This is a genomic window from Psychrosphaera algicola (assembly GCF_028401425.1).
Lineage (GTDB): Bacteria > Pseudomonadota > Gammaproteobacteria > Enterobacterales > Alteromonadaceae > Psychrosphaera > Psychrosphaera algicola.
The window spans coordinates 3,790,151-3,810,135 of sequence record NZ_JAQOMS010000002.1 but is presented as its reverse complement, the minus strand read 5'-3'; the positions used below and the strand labels follow the sequence as shown (position 1 = coordinate 3,810,135).

The window sequence follows — 19,985 nt, the reverse complement described above, 5'->3', positions numbered from 1 at the left end:
AGTTACTCTTACACAGAATCTGAAGTTGAATCTGAATTTGCGGCAGTATCTGGACAGGACGATGTTAAATCGCCATATCCATTCCTATCGCCAAGAGTATGGACAGCAGCCTTGTTTTACGATTACGACGACAAATTCGCAACCCGAATTAATGCGCGCTATCGTGAAGAGTACGTTGGTAACCAAATTGCTATCGGTGATGAACAACAAGCCTTCTTCGCAGAAGAACTTATTGTCGACTACCAGGCTGTCATGGCAGTTCACAGAAGAACTACAAGGTATTTTCTCAGTTAATAACTTAACTGACGAACCTAACCGTTCTTACTTTGGTAGCCAAGCAGCTACAGGTACGTTGCAGTACTTCGGTCGTCAATTCTACGTAGGTCTAAACGCTAAGTTTTAATCTACAATAGAAAAAGTCCTTAATAAACTGCCGCTTCTGCGGCAGTTTTTATTTTCGGGACTCGATATTTACGTTATGTTAATTAATCTACTTCTGTCAGGTAAAGTCGAAAACAAACACTATGAACAGTCTTATAAAAAATGTCGTAATTGTTGGCGGTGGATCAGCGGGATGGATGACAGCCGCGATGTTAGCTAAACAACTGAACAGCTCGGTCAACATCACATTAATTGAATCTGAAGAAATTGGCACTATCGGTGTTGGCGAAGCCACCATTCCACCAATCAAACGATTTAACGCTCTTTTAGGAATAGATGAATCCGAGTTTATTAAATTTTGTAACGGCAGCATAAAATTAGCGATTGAGTTTGAAAACTGGCGGACACAAAACCACAAATATATGCACCCGTTTGGTTCATTTGCTACTGACTTTGACTACATGCCGTTCCCTTACTTCTGGCTGCAGGCAAAACTCAATGGCGACAAACGTGAGCTGCAAGAGTTTTCAATGGCGTGGCAGTTAGCTAGCAACAACAAATTTATGTTACCGAGCACTGACCCTAAATCATTAAGTTATAACTTTGACTATGCTTATCATTTTGACGCAGGTCTATACGCGAAGTTTCTCAGAGCATTCGCAGAAAAACTCGGGGTTAATCGCATTGAAGGCAAAGTGGTTAATGTCGTCAGCAACTCTGTTAACCAACATATAGAATCGGTTACTTTGGCGACTGAGCAACAAGTTGATGGCGATTTTTTTGTCGACTGCAGCGGCCAACGCGCCATATTACTTGGTGATACATTGGGTGTTGAATTTGAAGATTGGAGCGAACATTTATTTAATGACCGTGCAATTGCAGTTCAATCGGCTCATATGACAAGTATATCGCCCTATACACGCTCTATAGCTCACCATGCAGGCTGGCAATGGCGAATTCCACTACAGACTCGCATGGGTAATGGAAATGTCTACAGCAGCGATTACATGAGTGATGACGAAGCATTAACCACACTGACCTCAGCAATTGATGGCCCACTCTTAACTGAGCCAAATGTTATCAAATTTAAAACCGGTCGAAGAACAAAAAGTTGGCAACATAACTGTATCGCTATTGGGCTTTCAGCTGGATTTTTAGAGCCACTTGAATCTACCAGCCTGCATTTAATACAAAGCGCTATTATGCGACTTGTTAGATTATTTCCAGACAATTCATGTTCACCTTTATTGCAGGATGAATTTAACCAAGAAACGCAAAAAGAATATGAACATCTGCGAGACTTTATTATTTTGCATTATAAAGCCACAGAACGTAATGACAGCCCATACTGGCAACGTTGCCAAGAAATGGATATTCCATTGTCATTACAACGTAAAATTGACTTATTTAAGCAACATGGGCATTTAGTTGCCCACGACAAAGAACTGTTTAAGCAAGATAACTGGCTAGCGGTATTAACAGGGCAAGGTATTTTACCACAGGCTGTTGCCCCGATTATGGCTGGAAAAACTCAGTTTGATTTGACAAGAACATTAGACGGAATAGAAAAAATCTTAAAGCAACGGCGGCAAACAGTTTGAGCCATGAAATGTATTTAGCCAAACATTGGCGTCATATTCCGGCTGATTAACGATTGTATTCGCCTTGTTTTACACCGGTGTTGAAGGCGCCTATGTTAATTTTGATTATCTTTTATATTAGCTTTTATATTAGCTTTTAGACTCGCTTTTGAGTCTATTTATAGACTTGAACCGTAATGCTCAATAAGCTATTTGAATTACTTCAAATAGCTTTACATACCTCCGGTGACATCAACAAAGGTCCCAGTTGAAAACGATGAACTGTCAGAAGCTAACCAGTAGATCGCCTCGGCGACTTCAATTGGCAACCCACCTCGTTTAAGTGGTATTTTAGTTTTTAACCTATCGACTCTTGTTGGTTCACCGCCATCGGAGTGCATGTCCGTATAGATAAGTCCAGGCCGGACACAATTAACTCGAATGCCCTCATCCGCAACTTCTAATGACAATCCTTTGGTTAAAGTATCAATGGCTCCTTTAGATGCGGCGTAATCAATATATTCATTTGGAGAGCCACTGCGTGCTGCCCCAGAAGATACATTGACGATCGCGCCGCCTGCACCGCCATTAGCGGTCGACATACGTTTTATCGCTTCTCGACAACATAAAAATGCACTTGTCACATTATTAACAAGAACTGTATTAATTCGTTCAGCGCTCATATCAACTAATCGACTTTGAGTTTGTAAAACTGCAACATTATTAACTAAGACACTTAGCGGACCAAACTTATCGTCGATGGTAGAAAACAGTCGTAATACATCAGCTTCGTTAGCTACATCGGCTTGAACTGTTATGCAGTATCCGCCCTCAGCAGTAATTTCTTTGGCAAGACTTGTGGCGGCTTTACTATTTGATTTGTAATTAATGCAAACTGCATAGCCGTGTTGAGCAAACAACTTTGCGGTCGCCGCGCCAATACCTCGACCACCACCGGTGATAAGTGCAACTTTCTGATTATCCATAGTTAACCTTTTCAACGATTTGTCGATTTTAAGCCTTAACCTCAAAAACAATAGATCCGCGCATTATGATGAAACCTATTCAGCTAAGCAATTACGCCCTGCCTGTTTGGCTCGGTAAAGGGCTTCGTCAGATTGCTTTAAAACCTTAGTCAAAATCTTTCAGCTCACCTTCACGTTCGGCTACGCCAATACTAATTGTGACATTTACAAATTTTGTACCACCGGTGTTTTTCTTACGCTTACTTTTACCGTCTTGAGGTTCTTCAGGACGGTCATCATTGCGGATAGCCATTTGATAATTTGCGATATTCTCACGAACCTGTTCTAAAAATGGAATTGCATAGTTGACCGATTTGTTTGGAAATACGATGGTAAATTCTTCGCCACCATAGCGATAAGCCTTGCCACCGCCTTTAACTTCATCGAGTTTACTCGCCACGAGCCGCAATACTTGGTCGCCAACATCGTGCCCATAAGTGTCATTAAACTTTTTAAAATGGTCTACATCTAACATTGCCAATGTATATTTTTTACCCAATGAAATTGACGACTGCAATAATGCTCGACGTGCAGCCAAACCGGTCAACTCATCCGAAAATGCCATCTGGTAAGAATCCGATAACACGGCGTGGATCAAAAGCACACCAAATAGTATGTAGCAGATCATCTGAATTTGACTATCAAACTTACCAAAATGCATTATCGTTAAACCAAATGCTATCGCCCACAAATTCGCATTCATTTGGTTTGGTTTTACTAATTGGCGCGCAAACAACACGATTAAGCCAATAGTCACTACCAACATATCAACTTGAAATGTTTCAGAAAGATTTGCGGTTGATGACAAGGTGACAAATTTAAATTCTAAAATTTGATTAAGTGTAATCGATTGGTTAAAACGATAATTGATTAGGAAAACGATAAATAACAATAGTAACCGACCAAGACCATGGCGACCCCAGACAGCTTTATTCTGATCAAAACTAAACAAACAAATAACGGCCAATTGACTAATAAAAAACAAACTTGAATGTAAACGAAGGTTTTGAAAGTCGTCAATTTTGGCTATTGTTGCCCAGCCGATCATTAAAAATAGGACGATATAGATAATGCGAGTTTGATTGAAACGCAGGGCCAAAATGATTGTGGCTACAAACAATAAAAAAGGTGTTTGTAATATGATCCCTGCCAAGCTGACAAGTCAACCCATTGCATTGCAACTGCAAAAATTACGCTACAAAAGATCAGACTTGGAAACGCAACCGCTTTAAAAAATGCAGAAATATTATACTTCAAACTTAGTTCTACCCATTATTATTATTTTTGGTACCAAGGCACCCAAAACTTTGGCATTAGCCGCGCCGGTGACGCTTGGTGAGTTACTTTCAATATTGTTTACTCGGCAATACGCCAACCAAGCGAACGCCATCGCTTCTAAAGAGTCAGGGCATACACCAAATTCTAAACTTGATGTTACCAACGTATTAGGAAGATTATTCACTAACTCAGCCATAAGATGAGTATTATGCACACCACCGCCACAGACGATCAATTGTTTAATATTAAATTTTGGTTCTAAGCTGATTTTGATTGCCTGAATGGTCAAGGCGAGCAAAGTTGCCTGCACATCCTGCGGCAATAATGGCGCCTTTTCCTCTTCAACAATTGAGATTAATCGTTCTAGCTAGGGCAAATTGAAGTGCTCTTTGCCTGTACTTTTTGGGGGTAATTTTAGAAAATAAGGGTCGGATAAACACAACGCTAAAAGTTGCCTATTTACCTTCCCCGTTGCCGCCCATTCACCATTTTTATCATAACGGCTACCGGTATGCTGAAAACACCACTTGTCTAATAATGTATTAGCCGGACCAGTATCAAAACCGATTAAACGACCGGTAGCATCGGTTAGTGTGATATTGGCAATCCCGCCCAAATTAACCACGGCGGTTTGCTCAAGATTGTTAAATACCGCACGGTGAAAAGGGGAACTAATGGTGCACCTTGACCACCAACAGCAATATCGGCCATTCGAAAATCATTCACGACGTCTATTTTAGTCAACGCAGCCAACTTACTGCCGTCACCAATTTGCTTTGAAAAATACGTTGGAGAATTCGGAAAATGCCTAATGGTTATGCCATGGCAGCCTATCGCTTTTATATCAGATGCGTTCAATTCACTTTCTGCAAGTAGCTGGATTACGGCATCTGCAAATAAGTGTGCTAACTGTACTTCCGTTTTAAATAACCTTGTTAGATTAAATTCGTCGGCGTGGCACAACAAAGATAATGTATTGGTCAGTTCTGATGGGATCGGTATTTCAATACTTTGAAGTAGTTTAACATCAACTGAATTTGAATCATGAGCGCTAATCGCTACCAAAGCGCCATCGACACCATCTAAACTGGTGCCGGACATTAAACCAATGTAATACTCAGGCGCAATCATTTGGCCGTCTATATTAGCGCATTGCCAGCAGCAAATTTTTACTGTGGTTTAAACGACCAAGACGTTCAGATGCAAAGCTTAAAAATAACGGTTTTTCTTTACCTGCAATTGGATTTGCTTTTGGTAATGACACAGTTCTAGGATTACGGTGAGTACCGTTAACTAAAAATTCGTAATGTAAATGCGGACCAGCGGCCAATCCGGTGCTACCGACTAGTCCAATCAACTGGCCTTGCTTAACTCGTTGGCCGGTCTTCACCTTTCGTTTAGAGAAGTGAATGTACTTAGTGGTAATACCGCCGCCATGTTCAACAAAAACATGATGACCATTAAATTTGTCATAGCCTGAACGGATAACTTTGCCGTCACCAGCGGCAACAACTGGAGTCCCTGTACTTGCGGCATAATCAACGCCACGGTGTGCTTTATAACGCTTTTGCACTGGGTGGTAGCGACGATTGGTAAAGTTAGAACTAATATATTTAAAGCTGACAGGCGCACGTAAAAAAGCTTTACGCATACTATCACCGTCTGGCGTATAATAACGACCATCGGTATATCGAACCGCAGTGAATGTATCGTCTTGATTCACAAATTCTGCTGCGAGAATATCGCCAAAACCTGCAAATTCACCGTCTACATATATCTCTTCAACTAGGGTATAAAATTTATCACCTTCGCGTATATCTAACGCAAAATCCACATCCCAAGCAAATACATTAGCAAGATTCATAATGAGGTTATCTGTCAAGCCTGCGGCAGTTCCAGCATTCCAAAAGTTAGAAGCGATATGGCCTTCAAAATAACGCTCCGTCGTAACAATTTCTTTATCTTCTATCGTCGCAACAAAACCACCCTCATCGGTCAGTTTAGACGACAGGGTACGTATTGCGTCGAGAGGATAATATAGGGCAATAAATTGATCATCTTGATCAAATTCAAAGGTGAGCTCTTTACCAACCACTAATTTGGTAAAGTTATTCGCAACGTCACCTGAACGGACAATTGCCAACATGGTTTTCTGGGGAAGTTTTTCACGTTTAAAAATAGTCGCTAATGAATCACCATTACGAATTTCAACGTGTTTTTGATAAGTCTCAAATTCAACTTCAGTGCTGATATTTTTCAGCTCTAGCGGCAAAGGATATTCTTTACCAACGGCGAGTGACGCATAATTCGCAACAACTGCATGAGCAGGTTTAGACGCAACAGCAGATTCAGAGGGCAATAAAAGAACAATCGCTAAAATAGATGCGACTGCAGCCAAAATGTATTTATGGGGATTCGGGAACGTTTCTAATAACTGTTTCATAACTCACATTTCTAAATGAAATGTACTCTCACATGTACCAAAGTGCTTTGAGAATAGCACTTCAATGATTTGGATCCAACCACTTTACGTAGCGGATCCAAACCAAATCACGTCAAAATTAAGTTCTTCTGCTGTGACGTTTAATAAATCCGCCCGCTTGTCTCTGTTGCGACAAAGTTTTTGCTTTCGGTTTTTTATCTTCAAACGGGTTTTCACCTTCTCTAAACTCAATTTTTATCGGTGTCCCCATTACATCTAGGGCTTTACGATAATAATTCATAAGATAGCGTTTGTAGCTGTCAGGCAAGTCTTTTACTTGGTTGCCGTGGATAACTATCCGCGGTGGATTATAACCACCGGCATGGGCATATTTAAGCTTAATACGACGGCCACGGATCATTGGTGGCTGATGGTCATCCTGCGCCATTTTCATGATGCGAGTCACCATTGATGTCGAAATACGTTTAGTCGCACTTTTATACGCTTCATCAATTGATTCATACAAATGACCAACCCCAGTACCATGCAATGCAGAGATAAAGTGAAGTCGTGCAAAGTCGATGAATCCTAAGCGGCGATCAAGTTCGCGTTTAACTTCTTCTTTGTCACTTTTATCTAAGCCATCCCACTTATTCACGGCAATAACAATTGAACGACCCGCATTTAACGCAAAGCCTAATAAACTGAGATCTTGATCTGAAATACCTTCACGGGCATCTAATAGCAACAATACAACGTTTGCATCTTCAATTGCTTGCAGCGTTTTGACCACAGAGAATTTTTCAACAGATTGAGTAATACGTCCACGTCGACGAACCCCTGCGGTATCAATTATCACGTAATCTTGGTCATTTCGGGCCATTGGTATATAAACTGAATCACGAGTCGTACCATAGGCATATCATAAACAACAACACGTTCTTCACCTAACATACGGTTAGTCAGCGTTGACTTACCTACATTCGGGCGACCAATAATTGCAAATTTAATAGGGAGGTCTTCAAACGGGATAGCGTCTTCATCATTAGTATCAATGATTTCGCCATTTTCGTCATACTCAGGTTCAGCAAACTCATAATCACCAGACTCAACAGCCGACGCATCGATAAGGCCCATTTGCTCTTCAAATTCGTTTGCAAGGCGTTCGACAATTGGCATTAATGCAAGATCTAACAATTGCGAAATACCGCGTCCATGGGCGGCGGCGATTTGATATACATCACCCATTGCTAATCCGTAAAATTCAGCGCTATACGAATCGCCGTCGATGCCATCAATTTTGTTGGCAGCGATAAAAGTAGGTTTATTTTTCTTACGTAAATGCTCAGCAATTGCTTGATCTGCAGCGGTTAATCCAGCTCGAGCGTCAACCATAAATAACACAACGTCAGCTTCTTCAATCGCAATCAGCGACTGCTCAGCCATTTCGACGTCAATCCCTTCTTCTGTGCCGTCTATACCACCGGTATCAACCACAATAAAGTTGCTTTCCATATGCGCAGCTTGGCCGTAACGTCTATCACGAGTTAAGCTAGGAAAATCTGCGACAAGCGCATCGCGTGTTTTTGTCAGACGGTTAAATAGGGTTGATTTTCCGACGTTTGGTCGTCCAACTAGTGCCACCACAGGAAGCATGGGTTTACCTCAAATTTGTTTGGCACAATGCCAAAACTGATAATTCTAAAAACAAAAAAGGCTCTGCAGTTCAAATTGAACAGCAAAGCCCAAATATCAATGGCTTACTATTACGGTAGTCGTAATGCTGTAACTTCGCCATCTCGAGTTTGGATATATAATAAATCACCGCGTACCACTGGTGCTGTATAAGCTGTTCGGTCTTCCGACGTAAACCAGCTAATAAACCAACGTACAGCTGAATAATCGATGTCGTCTAACTTAAATCTAGAGACTAACTCACCCGTCTTTTTATCGACAAAGTGAAAGTAGCCTTCATAGTCGCCCACTACTAACGTGTCTTTGTAGACTACAGGTTGAGTTAAACGGCGATTATAAAATTCAGATTGAGTCCATTTTTCAATACCGTTTTTTGCATCTACTGCAACGATATTTCCCTTCGCATCAGTCAAATACAACATGTCATTGTCATATGTTAAATTACGATAAGACGAATATTCACGTTGCCACAAAATACGACCAGACAAAACATCTACAGCAGCAAGGTTGCCATTGTATGCAACTGCATAGGCCACTTGATTAGCAACGATTGGCTGACTGTCCGCATCAATTAGCTTCTCAAGCTCTGTCGTGCCTTTTGACTTACCAATAACAGCTTCCCACGCAGGAATGCCACCATCTAAAATAAAGACTTTTAATTTACCAGTTGCAGTACCAACTAAAACACCACCACCGGTAACCGAAGGTGTAGAAGTACCACGCAAGGTCAGTGCCGGAGTGTCAGTTTCAGCTTCCCAGCGAATTTCACCAGAGTCAGGATGTAAAGCAGACACATGTCCCGATGTCGTAGAAACGGTTATCCAACCCTCTCCCCAGTACTGGTGCTGCAATAACTTCACCAGTCACTCGGGTCTGCCAAAGCACTTCGCCAGTTTCTTGGCTTAAGGCAATTACATCACCGTTCTCAGTACCAATATAGAGATTGTTATAAGCCGCAGTGATACCACCACTTAACTTCGCACTTGGTACAGATTTCATACGAATTTTAGTCCACCATGTAGGTGGTTTTTTCCGTGTGTCTGTGCGCCAAATTTCGTCACCATCTTTAGCAGACAATGCAATCACTTCGCCATCACGGCTCGCCGTGAAAATGCGCTCTTCCGTTACCGCTGGACGTAAATTACTAAAGTAATTTTCAACCCCATCTCCCGGATGTTCGCGCCATTCAACTTCCACATGACGTGTAATGTTAAACGGTTTAAGTTCGGCTATACGAAGCTCTTCGTTTTCTTCAGTGCTTTCACAACCAACTAATAACGAAGCAACACAAACAGCCGTTGCAACGATTTTAAGTGGATTGTAATGCCTCAATAGGCTGTTTGATAATATTGCCATAAGTGCGTACTAGCCCTTAACTTCAGAAGAAAGTGCAAGATCATCCAATTTCATTTTTAACAACGTGTTACCTGTCAAACCACCTGCATCTGCAGCTGCTTGATATTCTACACGCGCTTTGTCGGCGTTGCCTTGTGCAAGATAAACATCGCCTTTCAATTCTGCAACACGAGATTTATAACCTTCGTCTTTAATTGCATTCAGTGTCGTTAACGCTGCATCATATTGCTTAAGCTCAATGTTTACACGGGCAATACGAGTCGCGATTAGACCGCTCAACGTTTGATCAGTTGTTAACTTTGCTGCTGCTGACAATTCAGACAACGCTTGTTCAAATTTGTTATCTTCAACTGATTTTCTCGCAGCCACTAAATTAACAAAGATGGCATAACCCGATTCACCATGAGCATCAACAAACTGTTGTAGTTCGCTAGATAAATTTGCGTCCGCTGAATCCGACTTTTCAATAAATTGGTCATAAGCCGCTGATGCTGCTTCTTGCGCTTCTATTTTAGAATCTACATATTGATTCCAAGCAAAAAAGCCACCTAAACCTAAAAGTGCACCTACGATAATTTGAGTACCATTGTCGTGCCAATACTTCTTAATTGCTTCGACTTGTTGTTCTTCTGTAGAGTAAATTTCCATTACAACCTCTTATTTTGTACTACAGCGGCTACGTGAGCTCGCTCTCAATCTAATTCAAGAATCGCACTTACACGTGCTGCTAATTGTTCCCAAGCTACGGTTTCTTGCTCGCCATGTTGGCGTAGGTTTTTCACCGTAACCTGCTTATTATTCAGTTCGTCTTCACCTAAAATAATGGCAAGACTGGCACCAACTTTGTCGGCCCGTTTCATTTGTTTCTTAAAGTTTCCGCCGCCGCAATGGCTAACAACGCGAATACCGTCAACTTCAGTTCGCAACACTTCTGCAAGTTCAACCGATTTCATATCGGTTCCTGCGCCAACTGCGACCATATAGACATCAGCTGTTGAAGTTGGTTCCTTTAAAACGTCAAGAGTTTGCAATAATAATACAAACCTTTCAATTCCCATGGCAAAACCAACACTATGAGGTTGCTTTACCACCAAGTTGCTCAACTAAGCCATCGTATCGACCACCCGCTAAAACGGTACCTTGTGAACCTAAGCTCTCAGTGACCCATTCAAACACGGTACGGTTGTAATAATCTAAGCCGCGCACTAATTTTTCATTAATGACGTATTTAATTCCCACAGCGTCAAGTCGTTGTTGCAACTCGACGAACATGGTTTTTGATTCTTCATCTAAGTATTCAGACAGCACAGGTGCAGCTTCTAAAACCGCCTGTACATCCGAATTTTTGCTGTCGAGGATACGCATCGGATTAGTTCCGAGTCGGCGTAAACTATCTTCATCTAACTTGTCTTTATGTTGTTCTAAATACTCTACTAACGCACGAATATAGTCTGCTCGCGCTTCATTAGAACCAAGTGAGTTTATCTCTAAGCGTAAATGCTCAGTAATACCAAATGCTTGCCATAAGCGAGCTGAAAGCATAATAACTTCAGCATCCATGTCTGGACCTTCAAACCCGTACGCTTCAACACCAAATTGGTGGAATTGACGATAGCGACCTTTTTGTGGACGCTCGTGACGGAACATTGGACCTTGATACCATAAACGTTGTTGCTGGTTGTATAATAATGCGCCTTGATTTGCCGCCCGAACACATACTGCTGTGCCTTCCGGACGCAAACTCAAAGAGTCACCATTGCGGTCTTCAAAGGTATACATTTCTTTTTCAACGATGTCTGTTACTTCGCCGACAGACCGTTTAAATAAGTCGGTAAACTCAACAATTGGAAAACGAATTTCTGAGTATCCATAACTGGCTACTGTTTTCCTGATAACTTCTTCAACTTGCTGCCACTGTGCTGTTTCATTTGGTAAACAATCGTTCATTCCGCGAATGGCTTGAATAGGTTTAGACACGTCTTAAAAATACCCGTTTGTATAAAAATAGGCTCGCATTATAGGGACTTTATTGGTCAAGGTAAATTGCCAAGCTCGGTTATATGTTGCAAATCACCTATAATTTGATTATTTGCATGGGGTTTTCGCAAATGTTCTGCTAATTTAAAGATAATTAACAAAAATATAAAAATAAAAATAAAAATATTCTTATGAAGAAAGAAATTTCAATTTCAAATCTAAAACTCGGCATGTTTGTGGTCGAAGTTACACAACAAGCGGGTAAAGTAAAAATTAAGTCTCAGGGTTATGTTCGGAACTCAGCGTGCAATTGACATGCTCAAGGACAAAAAAGTAGAACGAGTTATTGTCGATTTAGCCAAAACGTTGCAACCAAAACAACGCGAACCTCTTCCAGAATTAGAACCTGTCGTACCTGAAAATAATCTTAAAAAAGTCGATAAAACCCCAACCGCTGGTTTTACACAAGAGCTAGGCCGTGCCGCAACACTATATAGCACTGCAAAGAACATTCAGTTGCAAGCTTTTGACAATATGAAGGCTGGCAAGCCGATTGATACCGTCGCCATGAAAGAAGTCGCTGACGGATTTATCGACTCTGTATTTCGAAATCAAGATGCGCTTGCGTGTATGACAAGAATGCGTGAGAAAGATAGTTACCTTATCGAACATTCAGTCAATGTCTCAATTGTAATGACCATTTTTGCCCGTCACCTTGGATTAGACCGAGACGTAATTCATGCGTTGGCAACCGGGGCTTTACTGCACGATTTAGGTAAGATCGGTATCCCAGACTCTGTTCTAAATAAACCTAGTCGTCTAACTGATGAAGAAATGGACATCATGCGCAGTCATGTCACGTTAGGTTATGAAGTACTGAAACGGTCGGGAGAACTTGACCCCATTAGCTTGGAAGTTGTTCGAGATCATCACGAAAAACTTGACGGTACGGGTTATCCAAACTTTAAAATTGCAGATGAGCTGAGCTCCTATGCAAGAATGATAACGATTGTTGATACCTACGACGCGATTACTGCGGATCGTTGTTATCAAAAGGCGCGAAATCCAATAACGGCATTCAAAATATTAAGAGCTGAAAGTGGTGACTCTTTTGATGAAGAACTAGTCACTGAATTTATTAGTTGCATGGGGATCCATCCTATTGGCACATTAGTTAAACTAAAAAGCAATAAACTTGGCGTTGTAATTAAATCTAATTTTATTAATCCATTGTGCCCAGAAGTAAACGTTTTTTATAGTTTAACGAACAAGAGCCATATAGAACCTCGAGTCGTTAATTTGTCGGCTTCGAATATAAATGATGAGATAGAACGTAGCGTTAAACCTGACGATTTTAACATCGATATGATAAAGTTTTTCAAACAAGTTTTGCTACCCTAACGGAAGAAAGAACTAAATGCCCAATTTAAAGCGAATCCCGGTAACCCAGCTCAAACCTGGTCAATTTGTTGTAGATATTTCTCAACAACTTGGTCATATGCGAGTATCGGCTTCCGGTTGGGTTAGGACTCAAATTGCAATTAATGAACTTATTGCTAAGGGTATTGTTTCCGTAGTTATAAACGAAGAGAAACATCTTAAAAGCAAAAATGATGACGCTCTATCCATTAAAGACAATTTAGGCCATGTCCCCTTTAACCAAGAATTAGACGCGGCAAAAAAGCCGTAAACCGATTAACAAAGGAATTGAGTAAGGCCTTTGAGTTAATTAGGCATAATGATTTAATTGATGCGACATTATTGCACTTTGCCGCGATGGAATTTATTTCATCTAGCTACCGCAATTCTGCCGCGGTTTTAAGCTTAGTGCGGGTAACGTACTACAAAGATTTTCAACTTGGCCATGCACTCCGCTGCGCGGCTTATTTTTCTGCCACTTTACGCAGTTTAGAGTGGCCTGCAGACGTTGCACAAAACTGGGTAGTTGGTGCCTTGTTACATGACATAGGCAAGTTACAGATGTCACAATCCATCCAACAACCGAACATGCATGACCTGACCGAACAGCAACGGATGAAAGATGAATTTGTTAAACCTGAACACGTTCAAAATGGCATTAATATCGCTGAATTTGTTGGTAGCTTAACTCAAGAAACCATCGAAATAATTGAACAACACCATGAACGTTTAGACGGTTCTGGCTACCCTACCGGTCAGAAACTTACCGATCTTAATGATGGTGTCCGTCTATTTTGTATTATTGATGAATTTGACCGCATGACGCGGGTTGGTGACAACGGTAAACCTTATGGTGTATTGCAGGCATTTAGACGAATGTTACAACTTGAAAAGCAATTCGACTTTGAGTTGTTACAACGATTTATTAAGTGTATCGGCGTTTACCCACCGGGTACTTTGGTCAAATTAAGCAGTGGTAAAGTTGGCTTGGTTTTAGACCGTGGAATTTCAAGTGTTCACCCAAATGTTAAAGTAATTTATAACGATAAAATGGGGCATCATGTTGAAGCAAAGAATCTTGACCTTTCGAACAATCCATCTGAAGTCATTTCTGGTCTATTTTACGGTAATAAAATAGGTATATTTGCTGAAAACTACCTTTGATTTAGATAAAGACTATTTGCTCAAATTTGTCAGTATTGTATTTAAAACACCCAGAGAGTATTTCATTTAAATGAACAAAAAACGAAATACTCAACCGTTACATACCCTAACCTAAATCATCCAGCAAAGTCATCTAATGCCTCTTGCATAAAGCGGATGAAATGAGTTTCCCAAACGACTAAATCCTGACGAATTTCCAATAAACGTAATCCCGGCATTAGGTCGTCACCTTCTTTGAGAATTTGGTTGTTGATCTTAACCCACCTCTCATTTGGATCAGTCGCAAAAATATGCATACCGTAATAAAGTGGTGGTATCCCCGCTTTTTCTGCGTCACTTAATTCGTGAATACTCATTAGACTTGAGCCGGTAGAGATATTAACCTCTGAATAAGAGTTAAGTGGTAGTTCTTCCGTTGCTTCAACCGCCATGGCAAACTGCGATCTAAGGTCTTCCGATACTTCGGCAATAGGCAAGTCGTTATCATTTGCCGTTGTCAGCGCATCTTGTTGTCGCTCAGTCGGCGCGTTTGTGGCCTGATTTACTGCGTCGGTAACTGACGTAACCAACTGGCCTTGTTCATTTTTGCCTATTTCTATTTGTTTTATCGGCTCCTCCTGCACAACAGATTGTGCCGTGTTTGCCACATCAACCGAATTAGCTGTCACACTCACATCCGCACTTGGGGTTTGAGCCGTAACCTCAGTGGGAGCTTGCGATGCAACTTCGGATTGGTTCTCATTTTGTGCTGTTAAGCTATCTGTACTCGCAATTTTATTAGTTTCACTATCATTCGCGGTTCCGGTATCTCGAACCTCATTTGGCACCTGTTGTGAATGAACAATATTGGTTGGCGTCTGTCCCAGCAGATAACCACCGAGTAAGCCAATAATTAATAACAGGCCGCCAATTAAAGCCCATATCGCCGCCGGTATTGAGGTCGTTTGTGGCTGGGCAAACATTGAAGCCTGCGCCGGATTTCCGGTTAAATTAACCTGTTCATTTTGATTTTTTTAGCGCTATCTTTTAGCAACGCTTTGTATAAAAACTCATATTATTATGCCCTACCCACAAATAACACAGTACTGAGGACCGCAAGTACAAGTGTAGAAATAAATAATGCTGTGGTTACATTTTTAGTCAATAAGGTCGAACTAGGATCGTTGCTTTGGTATTGACCAAACACTTCGTTCGCCGCTTGCTTTACCATCTTAGAATTGACTTGAGATTGATTCAGCGCAAATGCTCCCATCAAGGCTCTATCTGCCAATAAATTAATTTTTCTCGGTGTGCCACCGGATAATTTAAATATTTGTTTCATCGCCCGCTTTTCAAATAAAGGGCGATTGCCACCAACTGTTGCTATTCGATGGTTAATATACAAAAAAGTTTCAAATTCAGTTAACGGTAACAAATGATAACGCGCGGTAATGCGTTGTGCGAGTTGTCGCAGTTCCCGTTTATTTAGCTTTTCCTGTAACTCAGGTTGCCCGATTAAAATGATCTGTAACAACTTGCGTTCATTGGTTTCGATATTGGTGAATAACCGTAACAATTCCAATGCATCTACAGACAAATGCTGGGCCTCATCGATAACCAAAACGCAACGTTTTCCATTGTTATATTGGTTTAGCAAAAAGTCCTGCAGTAAATCCGATAATACTTTGTGGTCGACCTGATGCTTAATCGTTAATTCAAACGCTTCACATACCGTTTGTAATAATTGTAATTTATTTAACGTTGGATTTAATATGTAAGCGACATTAACATCGTTTGTTAACTGCCCTAAAACCGCTCGACTGACCATGGTTTTTCCGGTGCCAACCTCTCCAGTCAACATAACAAATCCGCCATTACCTGCGAGTCCATGCTGCAAATAGCCTATAGCTTCCTGATGACGATCGCTTGGAAATAACATGCTTGGATTTGGCGCGATATTAAATGGTTCTGCCGACAGGTGAAAATGTTGTAAATACATAATAAATGTTAATCTGGTTAATTATTGATTGTCGTGTTGAAAATAGAATTTTGATCACAATGATTAAGACAGGTCAATCATAACAGAATATACTAAGGCGAATACCTATTTGTTATAAGGTGTCAATTTGAAAACTTACCTCGTCGGTGGTGCTGTAAGAGACCAACTTCTAAAGTACCCGATAAAAGATAAAGACTACCTAGTTACAGGTGCGACTATAGCTGAAATGGAGGCGAATGGATTTAACCAAGTTGGTAAATCCTTTCCCGTCTTTTGCACCCCAAAACCCAAGATGAGTATGCACTTGCACGTACTGAAAAAAATCAGGCTCAGGTTATACCGGATTTGTTTGTGACTTTTCCCCGGATATTAGTGTCGAACAAGACTTAGAGCGACGCGACTTGACGGTAAATGCCATGGCAAAAGCTGAAGATGGCACAATTATCGACCCATTTAACGGTCAACAAGATGTTAAAGACAAGATCCTACGCCATGTATCTCCAGCATTTGTCGAAGATCCACTGCGAGTTTTACGAGTCGCTAAGTTTGCAGCCCGCTACCACCATTTAGGTTTTACCGTAGCGTTAGAAACTCAGTTATTAATGAAAACTATGGTTGAAACTGGCGAGCTTGACGCCTTAATTCCTGAACGTATTTGGCAGGAAATGTCCTCAGCTCTTAATGAACAATCGCCGTCAGTGTTTTTTAATGTCCTAAGGGATTGTGGTGCGCTTGCGCTGTTAATGCCTGAGATAGCCGCACTTTGGGGAGTACCTAATCCTGAAAAATGGCACCCCGAAATTGACACTGGTATTCATACGATGTTGGTCGTGGATCAGTCCGCTAAGCTATCTAAAAGCCCGGTAACGCGTTTTGCTGCCCTTGTTCATGACTTTGGTAAAGGTCTGACACCTGAGTCGATGTGGCCTCATCATCGTGGTCATGAAAAAACTGGATTAACACCGTTAAAAGCATTTTGCACTCGATTAAAAGTACCTAACGAATACAAAGAGTTAGCCTTACTTATGTGTGAATATCACACCCATACTCACAGAGCTTATGAGTTAAGAGCAGACACCATAGTGAAGCTGTTTGATAAAATGGACGCGTGGCGTAAACCCGAACGATTTTCGCAGTTCTTACTTGCTTGTACTGCCGATATGCGCGGACGAACAGGTTTTGAAGAACGTGACTATCCGCAAGCGGATTACCTCGCTGAATGTTTAGTGCTCGGGGGTGAAGTCAATGTTCAAGATGTCATAGCAGAGGGATACCAAGGCCCAGAAATTAGAACTCGTCTAACCGAACGCCGTGTAGCGACTATAAACGCCTATAAAAAAACGGTAAGCGAACAGACTTAAACTCACATATTGTCATAAAAAATGGTGTGATGATAAAAAACAAAAAAGCCCAAACCGCTAATTTTGCAGTTTGGGCTTTTTAATGGCTCGACATAATAATCGGTTTTATACCTAAACGTATTGCAAGCGCATGCTTCTGATGCACTTGCAGTTTGGCAAACCTATTAAATGGATTTTATGCCCATGTTATATAACGTAAAGCCAAATATGTCAGCGTATTGCTCAATAATTTTACTCGTTGGCGTACCCGCGCCATGGCCCGCATCTGTTTCTATGCGGATCAATGTCGGATTAGTGCCTGTGTGTTTTGCCTGTAAATGAGCAGCAAACTTAAACGAATGAGCTGGGACTACGCGGTCATCATGATCGCCTGTAGTTACTAAAGTTGCAGGATAATCCAGCCCAGGTTTAACATTATGGACTGGCGAGTAGCCTAGTAAATACTCAAACATTTCTTTATTATCTTCCGCTGTGCCGTAGTCATATGCCCAACCAGCCCCAGCAGTAAACGTATGGTAACGCAACATATCCAAAACTCCGACGGCTGGTAAAGCGACTTTCATGATGTCTGGACGTTGTGTCATAACAGCACCCACTAACAAACCACCATTAGATCCCCCCATCACAGCAAGCTTTTCTGCAGAGGTATATTTCTCAGCAGACAAATATTCCGCCGCTGCGATAAAGTCGTCAAACACATTTTGCTTATTTAATTTAATGCCTGCGTTATGCCATTTTTTACCGTACTCGCCACCGCCACGTAAATTAGCAACGGCATAAACACCGCCAAGCTCCATCCATGCGGCGCGAGTTGAACTAAAGCTTGGTAATAAACTTACGTTAAAACCACCGTAACCATACAAAATAGTTGGATTATCGCCGTTTAACGCTAAGCCTTTTTATAAGTAATAATCATCGGAACCTTTGTTCCGTCTTTCGACTTATAAAAAACTTGTTTAGATTCAAATTTGTCGCTGTCAAAATTCACTTTAGATTTTGCATGAACAATCGACTTACCTGTATCAACATTTAATTTAAATATGGTTGTCGGTGTTTTGTAGTTGCTGAATGAATAATAAAGTTCGGTTTGATCATCTTTGCCATAAAACCCATTTGCACTGCCAACTTCTGGTAGCGCGATATCTCTGATCTTCTTACCGCTAAAATCGTACTGTTGGATCATAGAGACGGCATCTTTAATATAGGAAGCAAATATATAACCGCCACCAGTAGACACGCTGAGTACATGATCAGTTTCAGGAATAACATCAACCCAATTTGCCGGAGCTGGATTATCGACATTAACTTTTACAACTCGTTTATTAGGTGCGTTAAGGTTGGTGACCAAATATATATCGTCACCCTTGCTTTCTAAAAAGTTAGTATCTGAGTCTGTGTTATCAACAATCGCAACAAGTGGTGCGTTTTTAACACCCATTTTTTTGATAAAGATTTTATTGCCCGATGTGGATACCGCTGCTTGAATGATCAAATAGTTAAGATCATCGCTGACGCCACCAAAAACATATCGATGTTTTTCTTCTGGAGTTCCACCGAAAACCAATTGATCCTGTTTCTGCGGGGTTCCTAACTTATGGAAATAAACTTTATGTTGATCTGTTTTTGCCGACAGTTCACTGCCTTTTGGCTTGTCATAACTTGAATAGTAAAAACCTTTGTCGCCAAACCAAGAAATGCCGCTGAATTTAATGTCAATGAGCTCAGGCTCTAACTGTTGTTTAGTTTCAGTATCGATAACTATCGCTTTACGCCAGTCACTGCCACCTTCAGAGATAAGGTAAACCGCTTTTGAACCGTCTTTAGTGAACTCTATGCTAGCAAGAGAAACTGTCCCATTTTCACTAAAGGTATTGGGATCTAAAAACACTTCCGGCTCGGCATTGCCTTTTTGACGATATAAAACCGATTGATTTTGCAATCCGTCATTTTTGTAAAAATAAGTGTAATCACCTTCAATAAATGGCATGCCTACTTTTTCGTAATCCATTAAATCAGTAAGGCGTTTTTCAATTTTTTCGCGGTAAGGTATGTGACTTAAGTAACTGTTTGTCACTTCATTTTGAGCTACAACCCACGCTGCGGTTTCGCTACTCATGTCATCTTCTAACCAACGATATGGATCTGCTACGTCAATACCAAAATAATTTTCAACCACATCACCTTTTTGGGTAACTGAATAAACAAGCTTGATTTGTTTTTCTTTCATTAAATCACTCGCACAGCCTGCTATGGCCAAACTGGAAACAAACAAAGCTGCAGTTAGCTTCGACATTTTATTCATTTATTATTCTTCCTTTTGGAGTACATAAGACGTTTCTCGCCCAAAAG

14 protein-coding genes and 5 pseudogenes are annotated in these 19,985 nt (G+C 41.0%); 7 read left to right on the top strand and 12 right to left on the bottom strand.

All coding sequences use genetic code 11. The annotated features are described in order from the left end of the window. Positions 1 to 61 precede the first annotated feature (61 nt). Both PN838_RS20930 and PN838_RS20925 read left to right on the top strand, forming a co-directional pair. The gene (locus PN838_RS20930) at positions 62 to 403 is read left to right on the top strand and encodes a hypothetical protein (protein ID WP_272181855.1); all 342 of its coding nucleotides are present in this window, start codon (positions 62 to 64) and stop codon (positions 401 to 403) included. Positions 404 to 524: 121 nt separating this feature from the next. Then, on the top strand, positions 525 to 1,982 hold the full coding sequence (locus PN838_RS20925) for a tryptophan halogenase family protein (RefSeq protein WP_272181854.1): 1,458 nt from the start codon (positions 525 to 527) through the stop codon (positions 1,980 to 1,982). Positions 1,983 to 2,194: 212 nt separating this feature from the next. Here the strand turns inward: PN838_RS20925 and PN838_RS20920 are convergent, their stop codons facing one another. From PN838_RS20920 to hisS, 9 genes and pseudogenes are all read right to left on the bottom strand, one after another. Beyond that, positions 2,195 to 2,947, bottom strand: coding sequence for an SDR family oxidoreductase (locus tag PN838_RS20920; RefSeq protein ID WP_272181853.1), 753 nt, complete (start codon positions 2,945 to 2,947; stop codon positions 2,195 to 2,197). A gap of 145 nt (positions 2,948 to 3,092) precedes the next feature. Next, positions 3,093 to 4,106: a GGDEF domain-containing protein gene (locus tag PN838_RS20915; protein WP_272181852.1), complete on the bottom strand. Its 1,014-nt coding sequence runs from the start codon at positions 4,104 to 4,106 to the stop codon at positions 3,093 to 3,095. A 126-nt stretch (positions 4,107 to 4,232) separates the two neighbouring features. Then, positions 4,233 to 5,365, bottom strand: a pseudogene (locus tag PN838_RS20910) (anhydro-N-acetylmuramic acid kinase). A gap of 43 nt (positions 5,366 to 5,408) precedes the next feature. Next, positions 5,409 to 6,707 carry a peptidoglycan DD-metalloendopeptidase family protein gene (locus tag PN838_RS20905; RefSeq protein ID WP_215965447.1) on the bottom strand — a complete coding sequence of 433 codons (1,299 nt, stop codon included), beginning with the start codon at positions 6,705 to 6,707 and terminating at the stop codon, positions 5,409 to 5,411. Positions 6,708 to 6,825: 118 nt separating this feature from the next. Next, positions 6,826 to 8,342 (bottom strand): annotated as a pseudogene (gene der, locus PN838_RS20900) (ribosome biogenesis GTPase Der). 110 nt (positions 8,343 to 8,452) lie between these two features. Beyond that, positions 8,453 to 9,241 carry an outer membrane protein assembly factor BamB family protein gene (locus PN838_RS20895; protein ID WP_272181851.1) on the bottom strand — a complete coding sequence of 263 codons (789 nt, stop codon included), beginning with the start codon at positions 9,239 to 9,241 and terminating at the stop codon, positions 8,453 to 8,455. Further along, on the bottom strand, positions 9,156 to 9,737 hold the full coding sequence (locus tag PN838_RS20890) for an outer membrane protein assembly factor BamB family protein (RefSeq protein WP_272181850.1): 582 nt from the start codon (positions 9,735 to 9,737) through the stop codon (positions 9,156 to 9,158). Before PN838_RS20890 ends, PN838_RS20895 begins: the two co-directional genes overlap by 86 nt. Before the next feature lie 9 nt (positions 9,738 to 9,746). Continuing rightward, complete coding sequence (locus PN838_RS20885; protein WP_215965444.1) at positions 9,747 to 10,385, bottom strand: YfgM family protein; 639 nt, start codon at positions 10,383 to 10,385, stop codon at positions 9,747 to 9,749. Between the two features lie 44 nt (positions 10,386 to 10,429). Further along, positions 10,430 to 11,714, bottom strand: a pseudogene (hisS, locus tag PN838_RS20880) (histidine--tRNA ligase). Between the two features lie 191 nt (positions 11,715 to 11,905). Between hisS and PN838_RS26645 the strand changes: the two are divergent. Genes PN838_RS26645 through PN838_RS20865 form a run of 4 tightly spaced genes read left to right on the top strand, consistent with a single transcriptional unit; the run spans position 11,906 to position 14,297 of the window. Beyond that, complete coding sequence (locus tag PN838_RS26645) at positions 11,906 to 12,028, top strand: hypothetical protein (protein ID WP_334313416.1); 123 nt, start codon at positions 11,906 to 11,908, stop codon at positions 12,026 to 12,028. A 1-nt stretch (position 12,029) separates the two neighbouring features. Then, on the top strand, positions 12,030 to 13,115 hold the full coding sequence (locus PN838_RS20875; RefSeq protein ID WP_334313415.1) for a cyclic di-GMP phosphodiesterase: 1,086 nt from the start codon (positions 12,030 to 12,032) through the stop codon (positions 13,113 to 13,115). Between the two features lie 16 nt (positions 13,116 to 13,131). Next, the gene (locus PN838_RS20870) at positions 13,132 to 13,404 is read left to right on the top strand and encodes a DUF3391 domain-containing protein (RefSeq protein WP_272181849.1); all 273 of its coding nucleotides are present in this window, start codon (positions 13,132 to 13,134) and stop codon (positions 13,402 to 13,404) included. 17 nt (positions 13,405 to 13,421) lie between these two features. Further along, positions 13,422 to 14,297 (top strand): HD-GYP domain-containing protein, encoded by an 876-nt coding sequence (locus PN838_RS20865; protein WP_272181848.1) that lies wholly within the window; start codon positions 13,422 to 13,424, stop codon positions 14,295 to 14,297. Positions 14,298 to 14,413: 116 nt separating this feature from the next. Here the strand turns inward: PN838_RS20865 and PN838_RS20860 are convergent, their stop codons facing one another. After that, a complete protein-coding gene (locus tag PN838_RS20860) occupies positions 14,414 to 15,259 on the bottom strand; it encodes a general secretion pathway protein GspB (RefSeq protein WP_272181847.1) in 846 nt (281 codons plus the stop codon). Between the two features lie 95 nt (positions 15,260 to 15,354). Further along, positions 15,355 to 16,275 carry an ExeA family protein gene (locus tag PN838_RS20855; protein ID WP_272181846.1) on the bottom strand — a complete coding sequence of 307 codons (921 nt, stop codon included), beginning with the start codon at positions 16,273 to 16,275 and terminating at the stop codon, positions 15,355 to 15,357. Positions 16,276 to 16,402: 127 nt separating this feature from the next. Here PN838_RS20855 and PN838_RS20850 point away from each other — a divergent pair. Next, positions 16,403 to 17,636: pseudogene (locus PN838_RS20850) on the top strand (multifunctional CCA addition/repair protein). Between the two features lie 164 nt (positions 17,637 to 17,800). Here PN838_RS20850 and PN838_RS20845 read toward each other — a convergent pair. Continuing rightward, positions 17,801 to 19,938, bottom strand: a pseudogene (locus tag PN838_RS20845) (prolyl oligopeptidase family serine peptidase). Positions 19,939 to 19,985 lie beyond the last annotated feature (47 nt).